17 protein-coding genes and 1 rRNA gene are annotated in these 21,879 nt (G+C 40.1%); all 18 read left to right on the forward strand.

Translation table 11 applies throughout. The features are described 5' to 3' along the window. Positions 1-60: 60 nt before the first annotated feature. The gene (locus tag I5435_RS00475; protein ID WP_024362604.1) at positions 61-2,454 is read left to right on the forward strand and encodes a SpoIIE family protein phosphatase; all 2,394 of its coding nucleotides are present in this window, start codon (positions 61-63) and stop codon (positions 2,452-2,454) included. 28 nt (positions 2,455-2,482) lie between these two features. After that, the gene (gene tilS / locus I5435_RS00480; RefSeq protein WP_108031355.1) at positions 2,483-3,889 is read left to right on the forward strand and encodes a tRNA lysidine(34) synthetase TilS; all 1,407 of its coding nucleotides are present in this window, start codon (positions 2,483-2,485) and stop codon (positions 3,887-3,889) included. A 68-nt stretch (positions 3,890-3,957) separates the two neighbouring features. Next, positions 3,958-4,500 (forward strand): hypoxanthine phosphoribosyltransferase, encoded by a 543-nt coding sequence (gene hpt, locus I5435_RS00485; RefSeq protein WP_025218332.1) that lies wholly within the window; start codon positions 3,958-3,960, stop codon positions 4,498-4,500. Positions 4,501-4,780: 280 nt separating this feature from the next. Next, positions 4,781-6,808: an ATP-dependent zinc metalloprotease FtsH gene (gene ftsH / locus I5435_RS00490; protein WP_024362607.1), complete on the forward strand. Its 2,028-nt coding sequence runs from the start codon at positions 4,781-4,783 to the stop codon at positions 6,806-6,808. A 122-nt stretch (positions 6,809-6,930) separates the two neighbouring features. Then, positions 6,931-7,764 carry an aldo/keto reductase gene (locus tag I5435_RS00495; protein ID WP_108031351.1) on the forward strand — a complete coding sequence of 278 codons (834 nt, stop codon included), beginning with the start codon at positions 6,931-6,933 and terminating at the stop codon, positions 7,762-7,764. Positions 7,765-8,018: 254 nt separating this feature from the next. Next, entirely contained in the window at positions 8,019-8,786 is a 768-nt protein-coding gene (locus I5435_RS00500; protein WP_025218335.1) for a type III pantothenate kinase, read from the forward strand. Between the two features lie 21 nt (positions 8,787-8,807). Continuing rightward, positions 8,808-9,689: an Hsp33 family molecular chaperone HslO gene (hslO, locus tag I5435_RS00505; RefSeq protein ID WP_024362610.1), complete on the forward strand. Its 882-nt coding sequence runs from the start codon at positions 8,808-8,810 to the stop codon at positions 9,687-9,689. Further along, the gene (locus I5435_RS00510; protein WP_024362611.1) at positions 9,673-10,638 is read left to right on the forward strand and encodes a peptidyl-prolyl cis-trans isomerase; all 966 of its coding nucleotides are present in this window, start codon (positions 9,673-9,675) and stop codon (positions 10,636-10,638) included. Before hslO ends, I5435_RS00510 begins: the two co-directional genes overlap by 17 nt. Positions 10,639-10,790: 152 nt before the next feature. After that, positions 10,791-11,720 (forward strand): cysteine synthase A, encoded by a 930-nt coding sequence (cysK, locus tag I5435_RS00515; protein WP_024362612.1) that lies wholly within the window; start codon positions 10,791-10,793, stop codon positions 11,718-11,720. Between the two features lie 368 nt (positions 11,721-12,088). Next, positions 12,089-13,498 carry an anthranilate synthase component I family protein gene (locus I5435_RS00520; RefSeq protein ID WP_443136932.1) on the forward strand — a complete coding sequence of 470 codons (1,410 nt, stop codon included), beginning with the start codon at positions 12,089-12,091 and terminating at the stop codon, positions 13,496-13,498. Beyond that, on the forward strand, positions 13,495-14,076 hold the full coding sequence (pabA, locus tag I5435_RS00525) for an aminodeoxychorismate/anthranilate synthase component II (protein WP_024362614.1): 582 nt from the start codon (positions 13,495-13,497) through the stop codon (positions 14,074-14,076). Before I5435_RS00520 ends, pabA begins: the two co-directional genes overlap by 4 nt. Position 14,077: 1 nt before the next feature. After that, positions 14,078-14,917: an aminodeoxychorismate lyase gene (pabC, locus tag I5435_RS00530; protein WP_025218336.1), complete on the forward strand. Its 840-nt coding sequence runs from the start codon at positions 14,078-14,080 to the stop codon at positions 14,915-14,917. Between the two features lie 13 nt (positions 14,918-14,930). Continuing rightward, positions 14,931-15,785, forward strand: a complete 855-nt coding sequence (gene folP, locus I5435_RS00535; protein WP_024362616.1) for a dihydropteroate synthase — start codon at positions 14,931-14,933, stop codon at positions 15,783-15,785. Further along, entirely contained in the window at positions 15,785-16,150 is a 366-nt protein-coding gene (gene folB, locus I5435_RS00540; RefSeq protein WP_024362617.1) for a dihydroneopterin aldolase, read from the forward strand. The genes folP and folB overlap by 1 nt, the downstream gene beginning before the upstream one ends. Further along, the gene (folK, locus tag I5435_RS00545) at positions 16,150-16,671 is read left to right on the forward strand and encodes a 2-amino-4-hydroxy-6-hydroxymethyldihydropteridine diphosphokinase (protein ID WP_108031342.1); all 522 of its coding nucleotides are present in this window, start codon (positions 16,150-16,152) and stop codon (positions 16,669-16,671) included. Before folB ends, folK begins: the two co-directional genes overlap by 1 nt. 106 nt (positions 16,672-16,777) lie before the next feature. After that, entirely contained in the window at positions 16,778-17,818 is a 1,041-nt protein-coding gene (gene dusB, locus I5435_RS00550) for a tRNA dihydrouridine synthase DusB (RefSeq protein ID WP_025218339.1), read from the forward strand. A 215-nt stretch (positions 17,819-18,033) separates the two neighbouring features. Next, positions 18,034-19,536: a lysine--tRNA ligase gene (lysS, locus tag I5435_RS00555; protein ID WP_174412966.1), complete on the forward strand. Its 1,503-nt coding sequence runs from the start codon at positions 18,034-18,036 to the stop codon at positions 19,534-19,536. A 550-nt stretch (positions 19,537-20,086) separates the two neighbouring features. Further along, positions 20,087-21,638: ribosomal RNA gene (locus I5435_RS00560) — 16S ribosomal RNA — on the forward strand. The last annotated feature ends 241 nt before the right edge of the window (positions 21,639-21,879 follow it).

The raw sequence follows: 21,879 nt of genomic DNA on the forward strand, positions 1-21,879 counted from the left end.
ACAATCTTTCCACACATAATTTCTTATAATAACGAAAAAGTGTAGAAAGGGGATTATGTAATGACTAGTGTTGAATGGTATGAAACAGCGAATGTAGACGACCAAAAATCGGGGGCAAGAAAAAGGCAATTGCTGATAGGTTCCCTATTTTTCTTAACATCCTTTTTTTTAGCTCAATCTGTGGTGTTTGAAGCAGCTGTACCTTTCTCTGTCCCGTTTTGGGCGATTATTCGCAGTAAATATAAAGAGTATGCGAAGTTCGTCTTAATAGGCGGTTTAATAGGCTGTTATTTCCTTGGTTTTGGACAAGTCCTCATTCTAGCATTACAAATAGGCATGTATGAATGTATACAACGTTTCCGATATTGGCAGTTACCTCAAAGTATTGCCGTTTCACTTGCAGTACTTATCGTACAAGTATTATGGCAAGGAGTAATGCACCAAGGGCTTCCGCCAGTGCTTGTACAATTTTATGTAGGATGTGAAGTAGCTTTAGCGCTCATTATGACGTTATTTATGCAAGTGCTTTTTGTTAACTCCTATGAGTGGTTTACAAGCCATTGGACATATGAACGGCTAGGCTCAGCATTAGTTGTATTTGCGGCTATGCTTACGGGGATGCAGGCCGTCGTCATTAGCTATTTTTCTCTACCCATTTTTTTATTACAACTACTTATTTGTTTTGGTGCATCGGTGGGAAGTGTGCCGCTAGCTACTGTAATAGGAGCGGTATTAGGAGCACTTATAGGTGTGGCAAAGTTATCTTTTACAGGGATGTTGTCGGTTGCAACCTTAACGGGGCTTTGTGCAGGTATGGGGGCTCGTGCAGGGAGATTTGGTGTAGCAATTGGTAGCATTTTGCCGAGTGTGTTTTTTTTATTTTATGACGCAACGTTGCCATTAGATAGCGTGTACTTCACGTCAATTGCTATAGGCAGTTTGCTTTTTTTAGTTCTTCCTAAAAGCTATTCAGATAAAGTGCGTAACAAGCTTTTCCCACAACGTGAAGAAGTGTTATTAGCTAGGCAACATTGGTTGACAGAACATGTTACATTTAAGCTAGAGCACTTTCAACATTTCGTTCATTTCATGAAAGAACTTGTATTTGAACGCTTTATGACGGCCCCTGTAGCAGTGAAAGAAGAAGTGGCTCCTATGAATACATGTTTAAGTTGTTTTCGCCATGATCGGTGCTGGGGAGCGCAAAATAATGGCATGGACAAGCTTATGACAGATTGGTTTCATATGAAAGGTGTAGGGAAAGAATCGTCTATCCACCGTGTGGAAGAGCAAATTCGATATAAATGTGTTAAATCAACAAAAATTTTCGAGGAATTGGAGACGGAACTGTATAGGGAGCGTATTAATGGACAGTATTTTCATGGTAAAAAAATGATTGCCCTTCAGTTACGCGATATGAGTAATCATCTTAGTCAGTTAATTGCAGAGATGAAAGAAGAAACAATCTCTTTCGTCAGCGTAGAGAAGGATATTATTCAACGCTTGAAGGATGCTCATATCGAGTGTTTTCAGCTTGATGTGCTGAGCAATAAGGCGGGAGCGCGAAAAATCGTATGTGCACTAGCTCCTGCACGTGTTAATTGGGAAGAGGATACAACAGTAGCAGAGCGTATGATTTTGCCAATTTTATACGATATTTTTGAAGAACCGTTTGAAATCGATAAAGTTGTTGCGTGTGATGTACCATTTCGTCACATTCAAGTAAGCTTTAGATCAGCTATTAGCTTTGAAGTAGAGTATGATATATATAGCATGTCAAAAGATGCAACGCTATATTCAGGTGATTCACACGCGCTATTCCAACTGCATCCAGGGTTATTTGCCATATTGTTGTCTGATGGTATGGGACAGAGTAAAGAAGCACAGCATGAGAGTAGAAAATTGATTCATTTAATGCGGGAATGTTTGAATTTCAATATGAATCCGGAGACCGCGATGCATACCTTACATTATGTGATGTCTCTTAAGCAACAGGATGATATGTACGCTACGCTCGACTTTGCTCTAGTCGATTTACAACATGGCGATTTATGGTCGTGGAAGGCGGGGGGCATGTCCACCTATATTTTACGAGGTAAAGAGGTATTGAAAGTAGAGAGTAACGCAGCTCCTGTTGGGTTTTTGTCGATTTCGGCGGTTGAAGCTGAAAAAAGAAAGCTCAAGGCGGGCGATGTTATACTAATGCATTCCGATGGCCTGTTTTCAAGTATTGCCGATTGGGATGAGCAAGAAGAAGCCTTTTTAGCATTTGCACAGCAGGTAGCAAGCACAAATAAAACCATACAAGATAAGTTAACAACAATCATGCAGTCCTTCCAATCGTACTATGCAATAGAGGATGACTGTACGGTATTGATGTTAGAGGTTACCCACGTCGTGCCAACATGGGCTGTATTTAAACCGGCTCAATATTCCATGAGTAAATCTTCGTAAAAAGAAACGAAAAGGGGAGGAGAAGCGTTTGTCATTTGAATTAAAGGTCAAACAATATATTGATGAAGAGCAATTATTACAGCAAGACGACCATCTTCTCGTCGCCGTTTCGGGTGGTGTAGATTCAATGGCACTACTCCATTACTTTGTGAAAGCTAAAGAGCAATGGGGCATTGAGGTCGAGGCAGTGCATGTCGATCATATGTTAAGAGGTGAGGCATCCGCTGAGGATAGAGCTTTTGTCCAACGCTATTGCGATAAATATGGCATTAGGTTGCATGCAACAGCCATTCCCATTCCAGAAATTTTAGCACTGGAAAATGGCAACTCACAGTTAGTTTGTCGTAGAGAACGCTATCGTTATTTTGCAGAAGTTATACATAAAACGATGGCAACCAAGCTTGTAACTGCACATCATGCGGACGATCAACTGGAGTCAGTATTAATGGCCCTGACGAAAAATGCTACGATGAATAGTATGCAAGGTATTCGTCCAAAGCGTATTTTTGCAGGAAAATCATTAATTCGTCCGTTTTTAACGGTTACAAAGTCTGAAATAAGGGAATATTTACGGAAGCAGGGTTTGAATTATCGTGAAGATGCGAGCAATCTGAAAGACTCCTACGTAAGAAATCGTTATAGACACCACGTAGTACCCCTATTGGAGGCGGAAAACCCACGTGTAGCTGAGCAGACGAGTCGATTTACAAAGCATTTGCAAGAGGATGATGCGTACTTAATGACACTTGCACAAGACATATTTTCAAAAACAGTAAAAATATACAACGAAAATATGTATAGTATGGAGATAGAAGCATTTGAAATGGTAGCACCTGCTTTACAAAGGAGGCTCATTTTAATACTATTAAACTATCTTTACAAAGATTCAAATACGATACAAAGTTATGCTATCTTAACTTCGCTTTTAAAGCTTTGTGAAACAACATCTGGGTATGCAGAAATTCACTTACCAGAAGGTTTTATGGCAGTTCGCCGTTATGGCAAATTGACGATTCAGAAAAGCGAATCATTAGAAAGTGAAATTTACCCTGAAAAAGGAATTGTTTTAACTGCTAATGATAGGACAACATTAAAAAATGGTGTCCGTCTATCTGTCGTTAAGCTGTCTGAATTAGCATCCGAATTGCTTACGGATAGTGCACAACTTTTTTACTTTAACGCTAATAAACTTACACTTCCACTCTATATTAGGGCACGTAAGGAAGGAGACCGAATGCTGTTAAAAGGAATGGATAAGCCAAAACGTTTATCTCGCCTTTTTATAGATGAAAAGATTCCTTTAAATGAGCGAAATAGCTGGCCGTTACTGATTTCTCAATCTAACGAGGTCGTAGCGGTAATTGGTGTGCGTATGGGTGTTTATTTTTCAACTACACCGCAACCAAGCGATGATACAGTGCTCATCGTAGACTAATGGTCTTTGTAAAATATTTCACCTACATACAGGTTGAAAATTTTTGATACACACGAGGAGGAATCAATATGTTACAAAATGACATCGAAAAAATTATGATTACAGAAGAACAACTGCAAGAAAGAATCGCTGAGCTAGGTGCCCAATTGACAGAGGAATATCAAGATTCATTCCCGTTAGCTGTTGGCGTACTTAAAGGCGCGATGCCCTTCATGACAGACTTAATGAAACGTTTTGATTCTTTTATTGAGCTAGATTTTATGGATGTATCTAGCTATGGTAATGCGACTGTTTCATCTGGTGAAGTGAAAATTTTAAAGGATTTAAACACAAGTGTTGAAGGTCGTGATGTATTAATTATCGAGGACATCATCGATAGCGGATTAACACTAAGCTATTTGGTGGATTTATTTAAATACCGTAAAGCAAAATCCATTAAAATTGTAACGCTTTTAGACAAACCATCAGGGCGAAAAGTAAACCTTGCTGCTGATTATGTTGGCTTCAAAGTTCCCGATGGCTTTGTTGTTGGCTATGGTTTAGACTACGCTGAGAAATACCGTAATTTACCTTATATTGGTATTTTAAAGCCGGAAGTTTATTCATTTTAATGCCTTAGCCCACTTGGATTAAAAAGTGGGTACAAGTTAATGCCTCCAGCGGATGACTTAGTTAAAAAACAATTCTCTTTCGGACGCATCGAAAGCTGCGCCAAAAGAGAATTACCGGTTGCAAATTCGCTGGGATTGTAATTAGTGGGAGTAAATATGTTTAGATTTCGACAAAATTCGAACGAAACTTTTTTTAAGTAAGGCTTTTCGTTGTATGATGAAATCATGATATGTTAAGATTTTACTTATAATTTTTCTGTTTGTAATGAGGAGGCTGGAGATGAATCGAATATTTCGATATACCATATTCTATTTACTGATTTTCCTAGTGATCATTGGTATATTTGGTACTTTCAATGGCGGTAAATCGCCGACGAAAGAAATTACTTACCCAGAGTTTTTAGAAGCTCTTGATAAGAATGAAATTACAGAAGCAAAAATTCAACCTGATAAATCAGTATATATTGTTGAAGGTTCCATGAAAGGTTATGAAAAAGGCGAAAGTTTCACAGTGAACCTTCCCCGCGATAACCAATCATTGATGGATCGAATCGATGAAGCTGCTAAGGATAAGAATAGCAATATAGATTTCTTGAAAGCACCAGAAACGAGTGGATGGGTACAGTTCTTTACAGGTATTATTCCATTCATCATTATCATCTTCTTATTCTTCTTCCTAATGAGTCAATCTCAAGGTGGCGGCAATAAAGTAATGAGTTTTGGTAAAAGTAAAGCTAAGCTTTATGATGACCAAAAGAAAAAAGTTCGTTTTACTGATGTAGCGGGTGCAGATGAAGAGAAAGCGGAACTTGTAGAGGTCGTTGATTTCTTAAAGGATCACCGCAAATTCACTGAAATAGGTGCTCGTATTCCAAAAGGTATCTTACTTGTAGGTCCTCCAGGTACAGGTAAAACATTACTTGCTCGTGCAGTAGCAGGTGAAGCTGGCGTACCATTCTTCTCGATTTCAGGTTCTGACTTCGTGGAAATGTTTGTCGGTGTAGGTGCTTCACGTGTGCGTGATTTATTCGAAAATGCGAAGAAAAATGCTCCATGTATCATTTTCATTGATGAAATTGATGCTGTAGGTCGTCAGCGTGGTGCTGGTCTTGGCGGTGGTCACGATGAACGTGAGCAAACATTGAACCAATTATTAGTTGAAATGGATGGCTTCGGTGCAAACGAAGGAATTATTATTATCGCAGCAACAAACCGTCCAGATATTTTAGATAAAGCGTTATTACGTCCTGGTCGTTTTGACCGTCAAATTACAGTGGGACATCCTGATGTAAAAGGTCGTGAAGCCATTCTAAAAGTGCATGCTCGCAATAAGCCTCTTTCGGATTCAGTCGATTTAGCAGCTGTAGCACAACGTACACCAGGCTTCTCGGGTGCGGATTTAGAAAACTTATTAAACGAAGCTGCACTTGTAGCAGCACGTAAAAGTAAACGTACGATTAATATGGCCGATATCGATGAGGCATCTGACCGTGTTATTGCAGGTCCAGCGAAAGCGAGCCGCGTTTACTCTGCAAAAGAGAAAAAGCTTGTATCCTTCCATGAAGCGGGTCACGTTGTTGTTGGTCTAGAGCTTGATGAAGCAGATACAGTTCATAAAGTAACAATCGTACCACGTGGTCAAGCGGGTGGTTATGCGATTATGTTACCGAAGGAAGAACGTTTCTTCACAACAAAACAAGAGCTGTTAGACCGTATTGCGGGACTTCTTGGTGGTCGTGTAGCTGAAGAAATCGTGCTAGGTGAAGTATCTACTGGGGCTCATAATGACTTCCAAAAGGTAACAAGCATTGCACGTGCAATGGTTACAGAATATGGTATGAGTGAAAATCTTGGTGCGATGCAATTTGGGTCAAGTCAAGGTGGGAATGTATTCCTTGGTCGTGACTTCAACTCTGATCAAAACTACTCAGATTCAATTGCTTATGAAATCGATAAAGAAATGCAAAAAATTATCGATACGCAGTATGAACGTACTAAACGTATTCTGACAGAAAAACGCCATTTACTTGATTTAATTGCGAATACTTTAATGGAAAAAGAAACATTAAATGCGCAAGAAATCGAACATTTACGTGATCATGGTGTTTTACCAGAACCTGAAGCGGTGGAAAACGTTGTAGAACAAGCGCCTAAAGCTGAAGCACAACCAACTTTAGAAAAAGTCGGTAAACCTGTTCTTGAAAAAGAATTGCTAAGCGAAGCGCCAAATCCAACAACAGCGGATTTACCAAAAGAAGGTTTCGACCAAAAGGATGCTCCTAAAGGGATCGACGAAAAACGTGATTAATCACATAAAAGACTGCTTATGAAATTTTCATAAGCAGTCTTTTTCTTTGCTTTTTTTTTGCATGAAGCATTACGATGTAAATAGTATGTTATGCATCTGCATAATGGATAGGAGTGTTGAACATGGAAAACGTAACATTGAATAATGGACTAGAAATGCCTTTAGTAGGCTATGGTGTATTCCGTGTACCAGATGGAGATGATTTGGCTGAAGCTGTTAAAACGGCTATCGCAAAAGGTTATCGTAGCATAGATACTGCACAAGTGTACCGTAATGAGGAAAGCGTTGGGCGAGGAATTCGCGCAGCAATTGATGAAGGTCTAGTTGCGCGTGAGGAGCTTTTTGTAACTTCAAAAGTTTGGAATGACGGACTTTCTTATGAAGAGACACTTGCCGCATACGCTAGCAGTTTAGAAAAATTAGGTTTAGATTATTTAGATTTATATTTAATTCATTGGCCAGGTTTAGATACGAACTATATTGAGGCATATAAAGCGCTTGAAAAAATTTATCAGGACGGGTGTGTTCGTTCCATTGGTGTCAGCAATTTTCATGTACATCATTTAGAACATTTATTAAAAGAAACAACGGTTATTCCTGTTATCAATCAAATAGAATTTCACCCCCATCTGACACAGGAAGAAGTACGTAATTATTGTAAAGAACATCGTATTCAAGTTGAAGCATGGTCACCATTAATGAATGGTTCTTTGTTGGAGGAAGCGTTAATTCAACAGTTAGCAAGTAAATACAACAAAACACCAGCACAAATCGTTTTGCGATATGATGTTCAACATGGTGTTGTAACAATCCCAAAAACAATGACACCATCACGTATGACTGAAAACTTAGATGTTTTTGATTTTGCATTAGCTGATGAAGAAATGGCACAGTTAGATGCTATGAATGACGGCTTACGTTGCGGACCAGACCCTGAAAAATTTAATTTTAAATAATGGTTACGGAGCTACCTTCTAAAATGTAGGGTGGCTCCTTTTATCGTAAGTAGTAATGCTATTTCATTGGCTTAAAAGTGTGGTATCATTTTCTAAAGTGTTCAAACTTTATTTGGTGTTCAGCGAAGCGCCTTCTTAAACTGAAAATAAGCGCCTCTAGTTCGATGAAGTGAAGTTACACAAACAAACGTTTGTTGATAGTAATGAAACTCAGTCGGTTTCATGGGGGCGAATTTGATATGGAGGCATCGGCCATGATTTTAGTATTGGATGCAGGAAATTCAAATATTGTATTGGGAGTCTATGATACAAATGATCAGCTCGCTTTTCATTGGCGAATGGTTACGGATCTTCATAAAACGGAAGACGAATATGCGATGCAAGTACTCGCTTTTTTTAACCATGCAGGCATTTCATTTGAACAAATTACTGGCATTATTATATCCTCGGTTGTACCGCCGATTATGTTTTCGTTAGAAGCAATGTGCAAAAAATATTTCCGGAAAAAACCATTGGTCGTTGGACCCGGTGTAAAAACAGGTTTAAACATTAAATATGAAAACCCACGAGAGGTTGGTTCAGATCGAATCGTAAACGCTATAGCAGCGCTCGATGCTTATAAAGCACCGTTAATTATTGTGGATTTTGGTACGGCAACAACATATTGTTATTTGAATGAAAAAGGCGATTATATGGGCGGTGCTATTGCTCCAGGCATTTCGATTTCAACAGAGGCACTTTATACGCAGGCAGCTCGATTACCACGTATTGAAATTCTTCGATCTACACATATTGTTGGAAAAACAACCGTTTCTGCGATGCAGGCCGGCATTTTTTATGGTTTTGTTGGACAAGTGGAGGGCATTGTTAATCGCATGAAGGCACAAAGTAAAGAAGAGCCACTTGTTATTGCAACTGGAGGATTAGCCAATTTAATTGCTGGGGAGACGCAAGTGATAGATGTCGTTGATCCATTTTTAACATTAAAAGGTTTATATAAGTTATATAAACGTAACCAATAAGAAAAGAGGGACTTTTCATTTATGAAAGATTATTTAGTTCGAGGTTTAGGATTTAATGGGCAGGTGCGTGTTTTCGCTGCTTGTACAACAGCAACTGTAGGAGAAGCACAACGCCGTCATAATACATGGCCAGTTGTGTCTGCAGCTCTTGGTCGTTCCATGACTGCTGGTGTCATGATGGGAGCTATGTTAAAAGGTCAAGAAAAGATTACCATTAAAATCGAAGGTAATGGTCCAATCGGTCCTATGGTAATTGATAGTAACGCTCAAGGTGAAGTGCGTGGTTTTGTAACAAATCCACACGTGCATTTTGATTTAAACGAACAAGGCAAGTTGGATGTACGAGCTGGTGTCGGGACGGAAGGCGCGTTAACGATTGTCAAGGATCTGGGCTTACGTGATATGTTCTCTGGCCAAACACCAATTATATCTGGAGAAATTGCAGAAGATTTTACTTACTATTTTGCAACATCTGAACAGGTGCCTTCATCTGTAGGGCTTGGTGTACTAGTTAATCCGGATAATTCTATTCTAGCGGCGGGCGGCTTTATTCTTCAACTTATGCCAGGCTGTGAAGAAGAAACAATCGACGCAATCGAGCAACATTTAGCGACGCTAGAGCCTGTATCGAAAATGATTGAAAAGGGCTATACGCCAGAGCAAATTTTAGAGGCTGTATTAGGAGAAGGAAAAGTCCAAATTTTAGATTCAATGCCGGTTGAATTTAAATGTCAATGTTCAAAAGAGCGATTTGGTGCAGCAATTTTAGGTTTGGGTTCGCAGGAAATTCAAGAAATGATTGATGAAGATGGTGCGGCTGAAGCACAATGTCACTTCTGTTTAGAAACATATCATTTCTCAAAAGAAGAACTAGAAGGTTTTATCGATGAGCTCAACGCGTAATCGGAGACCACAGACATCTTCAACACCCAACCAAACGCCCTTATTGCAACGCCGTTTAAAAACAAAGCCGGCTTTAATAGTTATTGCTATCTTATTACTAGGGAATTTTTTATGGTTTATTGCTTGGTTAATTCCAAATAAAGGTCAGGAAATTGGTAGCGACGAACAAGTCGCTGCCGTTGATGGCGATGTAATAACACGCCAAGAGTGGATGATTGCTATGGAAGAACGCTATGGTAAAGAAACTCTCCAAAACTTAGTGAATGAATCTGTTATGGAAAAGGCTGCTGATAAATATAAAATAAAAGTGTCTAATCAAGAGATTGATTTAGAACTTGCGTTAATGCGTTCAGCTCAAGATAAATTCGATACAGCATTGCAAAATCTTTCGGCCGACCAGTTAAAGCAGAAAATTCGCTCTGGGCTTATTTTAGATAAAGTACTAACAAAAGATGTTGTGATTAAAGAAGACAGTATTAAAAAATACTATGAAGAAAATAAAGCGTTATATAATACTGACACAAGTTATCGTACAAATTTTATTGAGGTAGACTCAAAAAAAGCTGCTGAAGAAGCGTTAAGTGAACTAAAAAATGGGTCTGATTTTTCTGTGCTGGCACGTGAAATTTCAATTGACAGTGCATCGGCTAGCTTAGGTGGAGACATAGGGTTCTTAACAGAGAAGCAGGGCAATATTGATCCAGCTCTGTTAAAAGCGGTTAAAACGTTATCGGCAAATGAAATTAGTAAGGTATTTAAGTTAGATAATGGCCATTACGGAATTGTGCAAGTTCAAGAAGTAATAGAAGGTCAATCCTTTACATATGACGATGTGAAAGAACATATCGAACGGGAGCTTGCGTTGGAGCAATTGCAACAATCAATAACACCTGAAGCATTTTGGTCTGAATTTAAGGCGACTTGGTATTATGGTGAAGAAAAGAAATGATAAAAGGAAGCCAGAAAGTAACGTACTTTCTGGCTTCAAATAAATATTCTGAAAATATAAGCTTTATTGATTGACAATGCAACTGGAAAATTGATAAAATACAAAATAAGTAAAACCTATAAAATTAGTAGGGATTAGGAGTGGAATAATAAATGAGTAGATTAGCGAACTCAGTAGCTGAATTAGTTGGTAAAACACCAATTGTAAAATTAAATCATGCAACAAGTGAAAATGAAGGTACTGTATATGTTAAATTAGAGTATTTTAACCCAGGGAGCTCAGTAAAGGACCGTTTAGCGTTGGCGATGATTGAAGCTGCTGAAAAAGACGGAACGTTAAAACCAGGTGGTACGATTATTGAACCTACTTCTGGTAATACAGGAATTGGATTAGCAATGATTGCTGCAGCTAAGGGCTATAAAGCAATTTTAGTAATGCCAGAAACAATGAGTTTAGAGCGACGTAATTTACTGCGTGCTTATGGTGCTGATTTAGTGTTAACACCTGGACCAGCTGGCATGAAAGGTGCCATTTCAAAGGCCGAAGAGTTATCTGCAGAGCACGGATACTTTTTACCACAGCAATTCACTAACCCAGCAAACGCAGTTGTTCACCGTTTAACAACAGGGCCAGAAATCGTGGAAGCTTTTGACGGCTTGAAATTAGATGGATTTGTTGCAGGTGTTGGTACAGGTGGTACAATTACGGGTGCTGGTAGCGTATTAAAAGAGAAGTACCCAGAAATTGAAATTATTGCTGTTGAGCCAAAAGATTCTCCAGTACTTTCAGGAGGTCAACCAGGTCCACATAAAATCCAAGGTATTGGTGCTGGATTCGTGCCTTCTGTTTTAGATACAGACGTTTATTCTTCAGTATTCCCTGTAGAAAATGAAATTGCGTTTGAAGTAGCACGTAAAGTAGCGCGTGAAGAGGGTATTCTATGCGGTATTTCTTCAGGTGCAGCAATCTATGCAGCAATTGAGACAGCAAAACGCTTAGGTAAGGGCTCAAATGTCCTTGCAATCGTACCTTCAAATGGTGAGCGTTACCTATCTACACCTTTATACCAATTTGAAGACTAATTTTCAGACAAAATGACATCCTTCTAAAAGGGAGTCTTATAGACTGTAGGCAATCTCAAAAATTTGAGAGTGTGCCTACAGTTTTTTTATGGAAGAGCCGCTATTTGACGAGAAGGAGCAACTTTTAGTCTGCAACTTAATTCTTAAAAAGACTATATACAAAACGTCTGCATGGAACAAAAATGGCTGATATTCCCTCGCTATTTTGAGCAAGTAATCGTGCTATTAGACATGAACAGTATTGGCAATCGGTTGTAGCAAGAAGTGGCATATATAGTTATTTATTTTAGGAGCAAAAAAAATTCGCATCTCTGCATTTTTCACGTTAAGATGGAATCACATCATATGATCCAAAGGGGAAGAGCAACGTGAATACATTATCTACGAAATCAGTGAAAATGGACGCAGACGCGTTTTTTTATAGCTATAAAAAGCAAACGACAGATGAAAAAGCCCATGTATTTTTAGAGAGTGGACGTGGCGGGCACTATTCGATCGCCGCATGGCAGCCATTAGCAACTGCTCAATCAATTGAGGGTGGTTTGCTTATAGAGTGGAGAGATGGCACTCGCGAAATGTTATACGGGGAGCCACTTGATTTGTTAGAACAGTTAGTAGCGAACTATCAATTAACTTATGATGCTAAACTGCCTGTTTTCCAAGGAGGCGCCATCGGTTTTGTGTCATATGATTACGCACGGAAAATTGAGGAGCTGCCAGAACTAGCAACAGATGATTTAAAGGTGCCAGATATTTATTTTTATTTATTTGATTGTTGGGCAGTACATGATGTTAAGACAAATGAAGTAACGTTTATGAAGTTAGCAAACTGTGATGTGAACCTTGAAGAGCGAGCACATGCTTGGCAAGTAGCGGCACAGGAAGGTTTGCAGTTAAGGAAATTTGAAAAGACAAATGCTGTTGAAGTGGTAAATGATGAAAGTGAACTGCTTGTGTCATTTGCAGGCACTGCCTTTGAAGCTGCTGTGAGGAAAATTCAAAGCTATATAGCACAAGGTGACGTGTTTCAAGTGAATTTATCAGTTCGTCAATCGAAAAAATTAAATGCTACAGCAATGGATGTTTATGAAGCGTTACGTGCATTTAATCCTTCGCCATATATGGCGTATATTGAAGCCCCTGATTTTGCGGTTGTGTCTGGTTCACCAGAGCTATTGGTGAAACGCCAAGGTAAGGAGTTATCAACACGACCAATAGCAGGAACGCGTCCGAGAGGAAAGTCTGATGAACAAGACATTGCGTTGGCACAGGAGTTAATTGATAACGAGAAGGAGAGAGCAGAACATGTGATACTCGTTGATTTAGAACGCAATGATTTAGGGAGAGTATCAGCATACGGTACAGTGGAGGTCGATGAGTTTATGGTCATTGAACGCTATTCCCATGTCATGCATATTGTGTCAAATGTGCGTGGTGAGATAGCTGAAGGAAAGACCAATGCGGATGTCGTTCGAGCGATGTTCCCAGGTGGGACGATTACAGGAGCACCTAAAATTCGTACGATGGAAATTATTGAAGAATTAGAACCAGTCCGTCGAGGGTTATATACGGGTTCCATTGGCTGGTTAGGCTATACAGGGGATATGGAGTTGAATATTGTAATACGAACAGCGTTTGTTAAAGATGGGATGGCCTATATCCAAGCTGGTGCAGGAATAGTTATTGATTCTGTTCCGGAAAGAGAATACCAAGAATCTTTAAATAAAGCAAAAGCTATGTGGCAGGCTAAGGCAATGGCGGAGGAGCGAGCAAAATGATTTTAATGATTGATAACTATGATTCTTTTACATATAATCTTGTGCAGTATTTTGGAGAATTTGGACATGAGTTAATTGTAAAAAGAAATGATTCGCTCACAATTGCGGATATTGAAAAACTTGCGCCCGATATGATTGTGATTTCTCCTGGGCCTTGTAGTCCGAACGAAGCTGGTGAAAGTCTAAACATCATTCGATATTTCGCGGGAAATATTCCTATTTTAGGGGTGTGTCTTGGACATCAAGCAATAGCTCAAGTTTTTGGAGGACATGTTATTCGTGCAGAACGTTTAATGCATGGTAAAACGTCTCCGGTGTTGCATGCGGAAAAGGGCCTACATGCAGGTATGCCCAATCCATTTCAAGCAACACGATATCATTCGCTCATTGTGGAAAAAGAAAGCTTACCAGCCTGTTTTGATGTGACAGCGTGGACTGCAGAAGGAGAAATTATGGGGATTCGGCATAAAGAGTATCCAATCGAAGGAGTTCAATATCATCCAGAATCTATTATGACGGAACAGGGGAAAAAGCTTCTACGTCATTTTATCGAATTGTATGTAGAAGGAGCGAAGTAATATGCAGTGCTGGTTGAACGGGAACTATGTAGCAGCGGAGGAATTGCGAATTTCACCATTTGACCATGGTTTTTTATATGGCTTAGGTTTTTTCGAGACGTTGCGTACTTACAATGGGAAGGTATTATTTTGGGAAGCGCATATGGAACGTTTACAAGCGGCACTTACGCAGTTCCATATTCATCTGCCTTATACAAAACAGGATTTACTAGCTGTTATTAAACAACTAAATTTAGCTGCCGGTGGGCAAGATGGTTATTTTCGTTTAAATGTATCTGCTGGGGAGCACAGTATAGGTTTGCAACCGAGCGAGTATACACAACCCAATGTAATCGTCTTTCGGAAAGAGTTGCCTGATACTCCTCGTGGTAAGGAAAAAACAGCGCAATGGTTAGAGGTAAGACGGAATACTCCTGAAGGCGTTTTACGTGTCAAGTCGCATCATTATGGCAATAACGTTTTAGGAAGGTTTGAAATGTCCTCTTTAGCCATGCAGGAAGGTTTCTTTTTAACAGAGGAGGGCTATGTGGCTGAAGGTGTCACTTCAAATATATTTTGGGTGAAAGATGATATACTATATACGCCTTCTTTAGAAGCGGGTATATTACCTGGTATTACGAGAGCATGGGTACTAGAACATGCGCAGTCAGTAGGTATTGAAATACGAGAAGGTTTATTTACTAAAAACGATGTGGAGCAAGGGAGCGAATGTTTTATTACAAACTCTGTGCAAGAGCTTGTTCCGATTTGCATGTTAGAAGATATTCAGTTGTTAGGCAATAAAGGACCGATTTATTTACGTTTACATGAGGCGTTTATCAAAGAGGTGGAACAACAATAGAAGGAGCATTAAAATGCTAGAAAACTATACAACACCGTTAACAATTAATGGGATTACTTTAGATTATAACAGTGAAACATTTATTATGGGTATTTTAAATGTCACGCCAGACTCTTTTTCAGATGGTGGAAAATATAATAACGTGGATGCCGCTGTAGAGCAGGCTAAAAAGATGGTAGCTGAAGGTGCGAAAATTATTGATGTTGGCGGTGAATCGACACGCCCTGGTTATGAGCGTATTTCTGATGATGATGAAATTGCGCGTATTGTACCGGTTATCCGGGCACTAGTAGCGGAAGTGCCAGCTATTATTTCAGTTGATACGTATAAAGCGAGCGTAGCACGGGCGGCGATTGAAGCGGGTGCTCATATTATTAATGATATTTGGGGTGCCAAATCAGAACCTGCCATTGCAGAAGTTGCTGCGGAACTAAATGTACCAATTATTTTAATGCATAATCGCGAAAACAAAGATTATGGAAGTAATTTTTGGGCAACAGCCAAAGCGGATTTAGAACAGAGTATTGCTATTGCGAAGAAGGCGGGTGTGCCTGATTCTCATATCATATTGGATCCAGGCATCGGTTTTGCTAAAACAACGGCTCAAAATATTGCAATGATGCAGCATCTAGCGGATTTAGTGAATATGGGATACCCTGTGTTATTAGCAACCTCGCGCAAGTCAATGATAGGCAATGTATTGCAGCTTCCTGTAGAAGAACGGATTGAAGGAACATGCGCAACTGTTGTTTATGGCATTGAAAAAGGTTGTCATCTAATCCGTGTGCATGATGTGAAAGAAATGGCTCGTGCTGCACATATGGCTGATGTGTTAGTTGGTAAACGTATTTACAAGGAGGAAGCGTAATGGACTATATTCATTTAAAGGACATGCAGTTTTATGGCTATCATGGTGTTTTAGCAGCAGAAACAACACTGGGCCAACGCTTTCGCGCCAATGTTTCATTAGCGGTTGATATGACTAAAGCGGGTGACACAGATGATTTAACGTATACTGTGAATTATGCTGAAGTGTATGCGCTTTGTCGTGATATCGTTGAGGGCGAGCCTTTTAAACTAATTGAAGCTCTTGTTGCGAAAATCGCTAATAGTATACTCTCTGCATATCCTGATAAGGTCAAAGGTGTACGAGTTGAGCTCATTAAACCAGATCCACCGATACATGGTTATTACAAAGAAGTTTCAGTTGAGATAACTAGAGGTGACTTCTAATGAATGACGTATATATATCGATTGGTACAAATATTGGTGAACGTTATGCCAACCTTCAGCGTGCAATCGAACTTTTAATGGAAAAAGAAGGGCTAGAAGTTATTCGGGTTTCTTCTATCTATGAAACAGCGGCTGTAGGTTTTACTGACCAAGCAGATTTTTTAAATATCGCGGTTCATGTTAGAACAAGTAGTTCATCTTGTGAAATGCTAAAGATTTGTCAGTCGGTAGAGAACGAGTTAGGTCGTGTTCGGGAGTTTCGATGGGGGCCTCGAATCATCGACCTTGACATTCTACTCTACAATCACGAAAATATTGAAACAGAGAGCTTACTTGTGCCACATCCAAGAATGTATGAACGAGCTTTTGTGTTAGTACCATTAATAGAAATTACGCCTACTCCATCTGGAGAGCAATTACAAAGAGCACACACAACCCTGCAACAGATGAATTTGCAAGAGGAAGGCGTAACACTATGGAAGCAATCGGCGGATACGAGATTGATGCCGTCTATGAAATAATGTGCATAAGTTTGATTTGTGGAGAGCTTAATAATAAATGCCAAAAGCATTAACAATACATCTTTAGCAATGACGGGTGAAAGCCCATAGAAGGAGGAAATCGACGTTGAGTCAGACAACTGAAAAGCCGTTTCAAATTGGCGATATTGTCATGGACAACCGTGTCGTATTAGCACCAATGGCTGGTATCTGTAACTCTGCTTTTCGATTAACGGTGAAAGAATTCGGAGCAGGGCTAGTATATGCAGAAATGATTAGTGATAAAGGGATTGTTAGTAAAAATGAAAAAACGTTAGGTATGCTATATATTGACGAACGTGAAAATCCCCTTTCACTACAAATTTTTGGTGGAGATAAAACGACACTTGTAGAAGCGGCGAAGTATGTAGACGAAAATACAACTGCTGACATTATTGATATTAATATGGGCTGTCCAGTCAATAAAATAATTAAGTGTGAAGCAGGTGCACGTTTACTGCTAGATCCAAACAAAGTTTACGAAATGGTAGCTGCAGTTGTTGATGCGGTGAAAAAGCCAGTCAGTGTAAAAATGCGTATTGGGTGGGACGATGAACATGTCTTTGCTGTGGAAAATGCGCAGGCTGTTGAACGTGCCGGTGCTTCAGCAGTAGCGGTTCATGGCCGTACACGTGTGCAAATGTACGAAGGAAAAGCAAATTGGGATATTATTCGTCAAGTAAAGGAAAATGTCAATATCCCTGTACTTGGTAATGGTGATGTTGAATCGCCCCAAGATGCAAAACGTATGCTAGATACAACAGGGGTGGATGCTGTAATGATCGGACGAGCAGCATTAGGTAATCCGTGGATGATTTATCGTACAGTTCAGTATTTGGAAACAGGAGAGTTAAAAGACGAGCCTGGCGTTCGCGAAAAAATGGATGTATGTTTATTGCATTTTGAACGCCTGATGCAATTAAAAGGAGAGAGTGTGGCTGTGCGCGAAATGCGTAAGCACGCATCGTGGTATTTAAAAGGTATTCGTGGTAACGGTAAAGCCCGCAGTGCTATTAATCAAACTGAAACAGCAACAGAGCTACGTGCTATATTAAATGGAATTGTGCAAGACTATGAGCAACGTGAGTCTGAAATTTATGTACCAGAGCAAAAAGAAATTATCATATAATGTGATAAGAGACATCTCAATTTAATTTTGAGATGTCTCTTTTGTTATGATTGATGTAAAAGTAAATATAGAACAACCTAATCTGTCTACTTTAATTTTTAGAATTATTAATTATTTTAACTCTTATGGAATTTAAACCGAAACAGATGAATACAGCTTTAAAATTGTGTACAATAGAAATATTATGGACGTAAACGCGGACAATTTAATAAGGAGTGAAACAAGTGTCAAACATAGAAGAGTTAAATGATCAGCTATTGGTGAGACGTCAAAAAATGACTGCTATTCAAGAGAACGGTCAAGATCCATTCGGTAGTCGATTTGAGCGTACACATCTTTCTACAGAAGTGCGCGAACAATTTGCAGATCAAACAAAAGAACAGCTAGAAGAAAACCTACAAGAAGTGATTATCGCAGGTCGTATTATGACAAAGCGCGGTAAAGGGAAAGCTGGCTTTGCACATATTCAAGATTTAGGTGGACAAATTCAAATTTACGTTCGTCAGGATCATGTTGGTGAAGAAGCTTATGACTTATTTAAACAAGCTGACCTTGGTGATATCGTAGGTGTACGTGGTAACGTATTCCGTACGCAAGTGGGAGAACTTTCAGTGAAGGCTGAAGGATTTACGTTCCTAACAAAAGCGCTACGTCCTATGCCTGAAAAATTCCATGGCTTACAAGATGTAGAACAACGATACCGTCAACGTTATTTAGATTTAATGACAAACGAAGATAGCAAAAAAACATTTATTACGCGTTCTAAAATTATCCGTGCAATTCGTAACTATTTAGATAATGCAGGATACTTAGAAGTAGAAACACCAATGCTTCATACAATTGCCGGTGGTGCAGCAGCTCGTCCGTTCATTACTCACCATAATGCACTTGATATGGAATTATACATGCGTATTGCTATCGAATTGCACTTAAAACGTTTAATCGTGGGTGGACTAGAAAAAGTTTATGAGATTGGCCGTGTATTCCGTAACGAAGGTATCTCAACTCGTCACAATCCGGAGTTCACAATGATTGAACTGTACGAAGCATATGCAGACTACAAAGATATCATGTCATTAACAGAAAACTTAATTGCCCATGTAGCACAAGAAGTTCTTGGCACAACATCCGTACAATACGGTGAAGATGAAATCAACCTTGCTGTAGGTTGGAGACGTGTTCATATGGTAGATGCGGTTAAAGAAGCTACAGGCGTTGATTTCTGGCAGCCAATGACGAAGGAACAAGCGCAAGCACTTGCAAAAGAACACGGGGTAGAAGTCAAAGCTGCGCATGAAGTCGGTCATATTATTAATGAATTCTTCGAGCAAAAAGTAGAAGAAACACTAGTACAGCCAACTTTTGTATTCGGTCATCCTGTAGAAATCTCTCCTTTAGCGAAGAAAAATCCAGAGGACGAGCGTTTCACAGATCGTTTTGAGCTGTTTATCGTACGTCGTGAGCATGCGAATGCATTCACAGAGCTTAATGATCCAATCGATCAACGTGAACGCTTTGAAGCGCAACTAGCTGAGAAAGAAGCGGGCAATGACGAAGCACACGAAATGGATAATGACTTTATTGAAGCTTTAGAATTCGGTATGCCGCCAACAGGTGGATTAGGTATTGGTATTGACCGTCTAATCATGCTTCTTACAAACTCACCATCAATTCGTGATGTACTATTATTCCCAACAATGCGCCACATAACGAAATAATAATTAAAAAGGAGATCCTTGTTGAAAAGGGTCTCTTTTTTTATTGAGAAATGACAAAAACAGAGGTATAGTAATAACAATGTTTTCAAAGCAAGAATAATTGTAAAAACATCGTAGCTAGAAACTACTATTAATAGCTTACTAATGACGTTTTTTTAAAGAAATAATATTTTTGCAGAAAAATACTTGCAGAGATCTTAGAATCGTGATAAATTATTACTTGTCGTTAAGACGACGTAACATTAAGTATCACAAACTTCTTAAATAACGACCGCAAAAAAATGTTGACAACAACATTCGAAAGTGGTAAGATTTAAAAGTTGTCACTTCTTAAGGAAATAAAATATTTTAAAAAGTTGTTGACAGCTAAGTTTGAAAATGGTATTATATAAAAGTTGCTGAAACGAACAGCGACAAAATGAACCTTGAAAACTGAACAAGCAAAACGTAATCAATATAGTTTTTACTAGCTAACTTTGTTAGTGAACGAAACAAAATTTTGGACATCAAAATTGATGCCAGCAAAACAATTTGAGCTAATCAAATTTCTTTTATGGAGAGTTTGATCCTGGCTCAGGACGAACGCTGGCGGCGTGCCTAATACATGCAAGTCGAGCGAACATCAAAGGAGCTTGCTCCTTTGATGTTAGCGGCGGACGGGTGAGTAACACGTGGGCAACCTACCCTATAGTTTGGGATAACTCCGGGAAACCGGGGCTAATACCGAATAATCTTTTGTCCCTCATGGGACAATACTGAAAGACGGTCTCGGCTGTCGCTATAGGATGGGCCCGCGGCGCATTAGCTAGTTGGTGAGGTAACGGCTCACCAAGGCAACGATGCGTAGCCGACCTGAGAGGGTGATCGGCCACACTGGGACTGAGACACGGCCCAGACTCCTACGGGAGGCAGCAGTAGGGAATCTTCCACAATGGGCGAAAGCCTGATGGAGCAACGCCGCGTGAGTGAAGAAGGATTTCGGTTCGTAAAACTCTGTTGTAAGGGAAGAACAAGTACAGTAGTAACTGGCTGTACCTTGACGGTACCTTATTAGAAAGCCACGGCTAACTACGTGCCAGCAGCCGCGGTAATACGTAGGTGGCAAGCGTTGTCCGGAATTATTGGGCGTAAAGCGCGCGCAGGTGGTTTCTTAAGTCTGATGTGAAAGCCCACGGCTCAACCGTGGAGGGTCATTGGAAACTGGGAGACTTGAGTGCAGAAGAGGATAGTGGAATTCCAAGTGTAGCGGTGAAATGCGTAGAGATTTGGAGGAACACCAGTGGCGAAGGCGACTATCTGGTCTGTAACTGACACTGAGGCGCGAAAGCGTGGGGAGCAAACAGGATTAGATACCCTGGTAGTCCACGCCGTAAACGATGAGTGCTAAGTGTTAGGGGGTTTCCGCCCCTTAGTGCTGCAGCTAACGCATTAAGCACTCCGCCTGGGGAGTACGGTCGCAAGACTGAAACTCAAAGGAATTGACGGGGGCCCGCACAAGCGGTGGAGCATGTGGTTTAATTCGAAGCAACGCGAAGAACCTTACCAGGTCTTGACATCCCGTTGACCACTGTAGAGATATGGTTTTCCCTTCGGGGACAACGGTGACAGGTGGTGCATGGTTGTCGTCAGCTCGTGTCGTGAGATGTTGGGTTAAGTCCCGCAACGAGCGCAACCCTTGATCTTAGTTGCCATCATTTAGTTGGGCACTCTAAGGTGACTGCCGGTGACAAACCGGAGGAAGGTGGGGATGACGTCAAATCATCATGCCCCTTATGACCTGGGCTACACACGTGCTACAATGGACGATACAAACGGTTGCCAACTCGCGAGAGGGAGCTAATCCGATAAAGTCGTTCTCAGTTCGGATTGTAGGCTGCAACTCGCCTACATGAAGCCGGAATCGCTAGTAATCGCGGATCAGCATGCCGCGGTGAATACGTTCCCGGGCCTTGTACACACCGCCCGTCACACCACGAGAGTTTGTAACACCCGAAGTCGGTGAGGTAACCTTTTGGAGCCAGCCGCCGAAGGTGGGATAGATGATTGGGGTGAAGTCGTAACAAGGTAGCCGTATCGGAAGGTGCGGCTGGATCACCTCCTTTCTAAGGATATTTTCGGAATACAAACCTTGGGTTTGTAAGATTACGTTTTGCGTTCAGTTTTGAAGGTTCATCATTACGATGAAATACTTCAAAACTTGTTCTTTGAAAACTGGATAAAACGACATTGAAATTGTAACAAACACATTTATTTTTTTAAGTTTTTTATAGGCTTAATAACGAAATAGGGTTTCAAGACACAAGCAGTTCTAGGAAGCGAACGAGTGAATGAAGGAGCGTACTT

The organism is Lysinibacillus sp. C5.1 (genome assembly GCF_016350185.1).
GTDB classification, from domain to species: Bacteria; Bacillota; Bacilli; order Bacillales_A; family Planococcaceae; genus Lysinibacillus; species Lysinibacillus sphaericus.

Bases quoted from the DNA above. Each gene is read 5' to 3' on its own strand.
- I5435_RS00475 (WP_024362604.1), top strand. From the start codon at position 61: ATGACTAGTGTTGAATGGTATGAAACAGCGAATGTAGACGACCAAAAA.
- hpt (WP_025218332.1), top strand. From the start codon at position 3,958: ATGTTACAAAATGACATCGAAAAAATTATGATTACAGAAGAACAACTG.
- ftsH (WP_024362607.1), top strand. From the start codon at position 4,781: ATGAATCGAATATTTCGATATACCATATTCTATTTACTGATTTTCCTA.
- I5435_RS00495 (WP_108031351.1), top strand. From the start codon at position 6,931: ATGGAAAACGTAACATTGAATAATGGACTAGAAATGCCTTTAGTAGGC.
- I5435_RS00500 (WP_025218335.1), top strand. From the start codon at position 8,019: ATGATTTTAGTATTGGATGCAGGAAATTCAAATATTGTATTGGGAGTC.
- hslO (WP_024362610.1), top strand. From the start codon at position 8,808: ATGAAAGATTATTTAGTTCGAGGTTTAGGATTTAATGGGCAGGTGCGT.
- I5435_RS00510 (WP_024362611.1), top strand. From the start codon at position 9,673: ATGAGCTCAACGCGTAATCGGAGACCACAGACATCTTCAACACCCAAC.
- cysK (WP_024362612.1), top strand. From the start codon at position 10,791: ATGAGTAGATTAGCGAACTCAGTAGCTGAATTAGTTGGTAAAACACCA.
- pabA (WP_024362614.1), top strand. From the start codon at position 13,495: ATGATTTTAATGATTGATAACTATGATTCTTTTACATATAATCTTGTG.
- pabC (WP_025218336.1), top strand. From the start codon at position 14,078: ATGCAGTGCTGGTTGAACGGGAACTATGTAGCAGCGGAGGAATTGCGA.
- folP (WP_024362616.1), top strand. From the start codon at position 14,931: ATGCTAGAAAACTATACAACACCGTTAACAATTAATGGGATTACTTTA.
- folB (WP_024362617.1), top strand. From the start codon at position 15,785: ATGGACTATATTCATTTAAAGGACATGCAGTTTTATGGCTATCATGGT.
- folK (WP_108031342.1), top strand. From the start codon at position 16,150: ATGAATGACGTATATATATCGATTGGTACAAATATTGGTGAACGTTAT.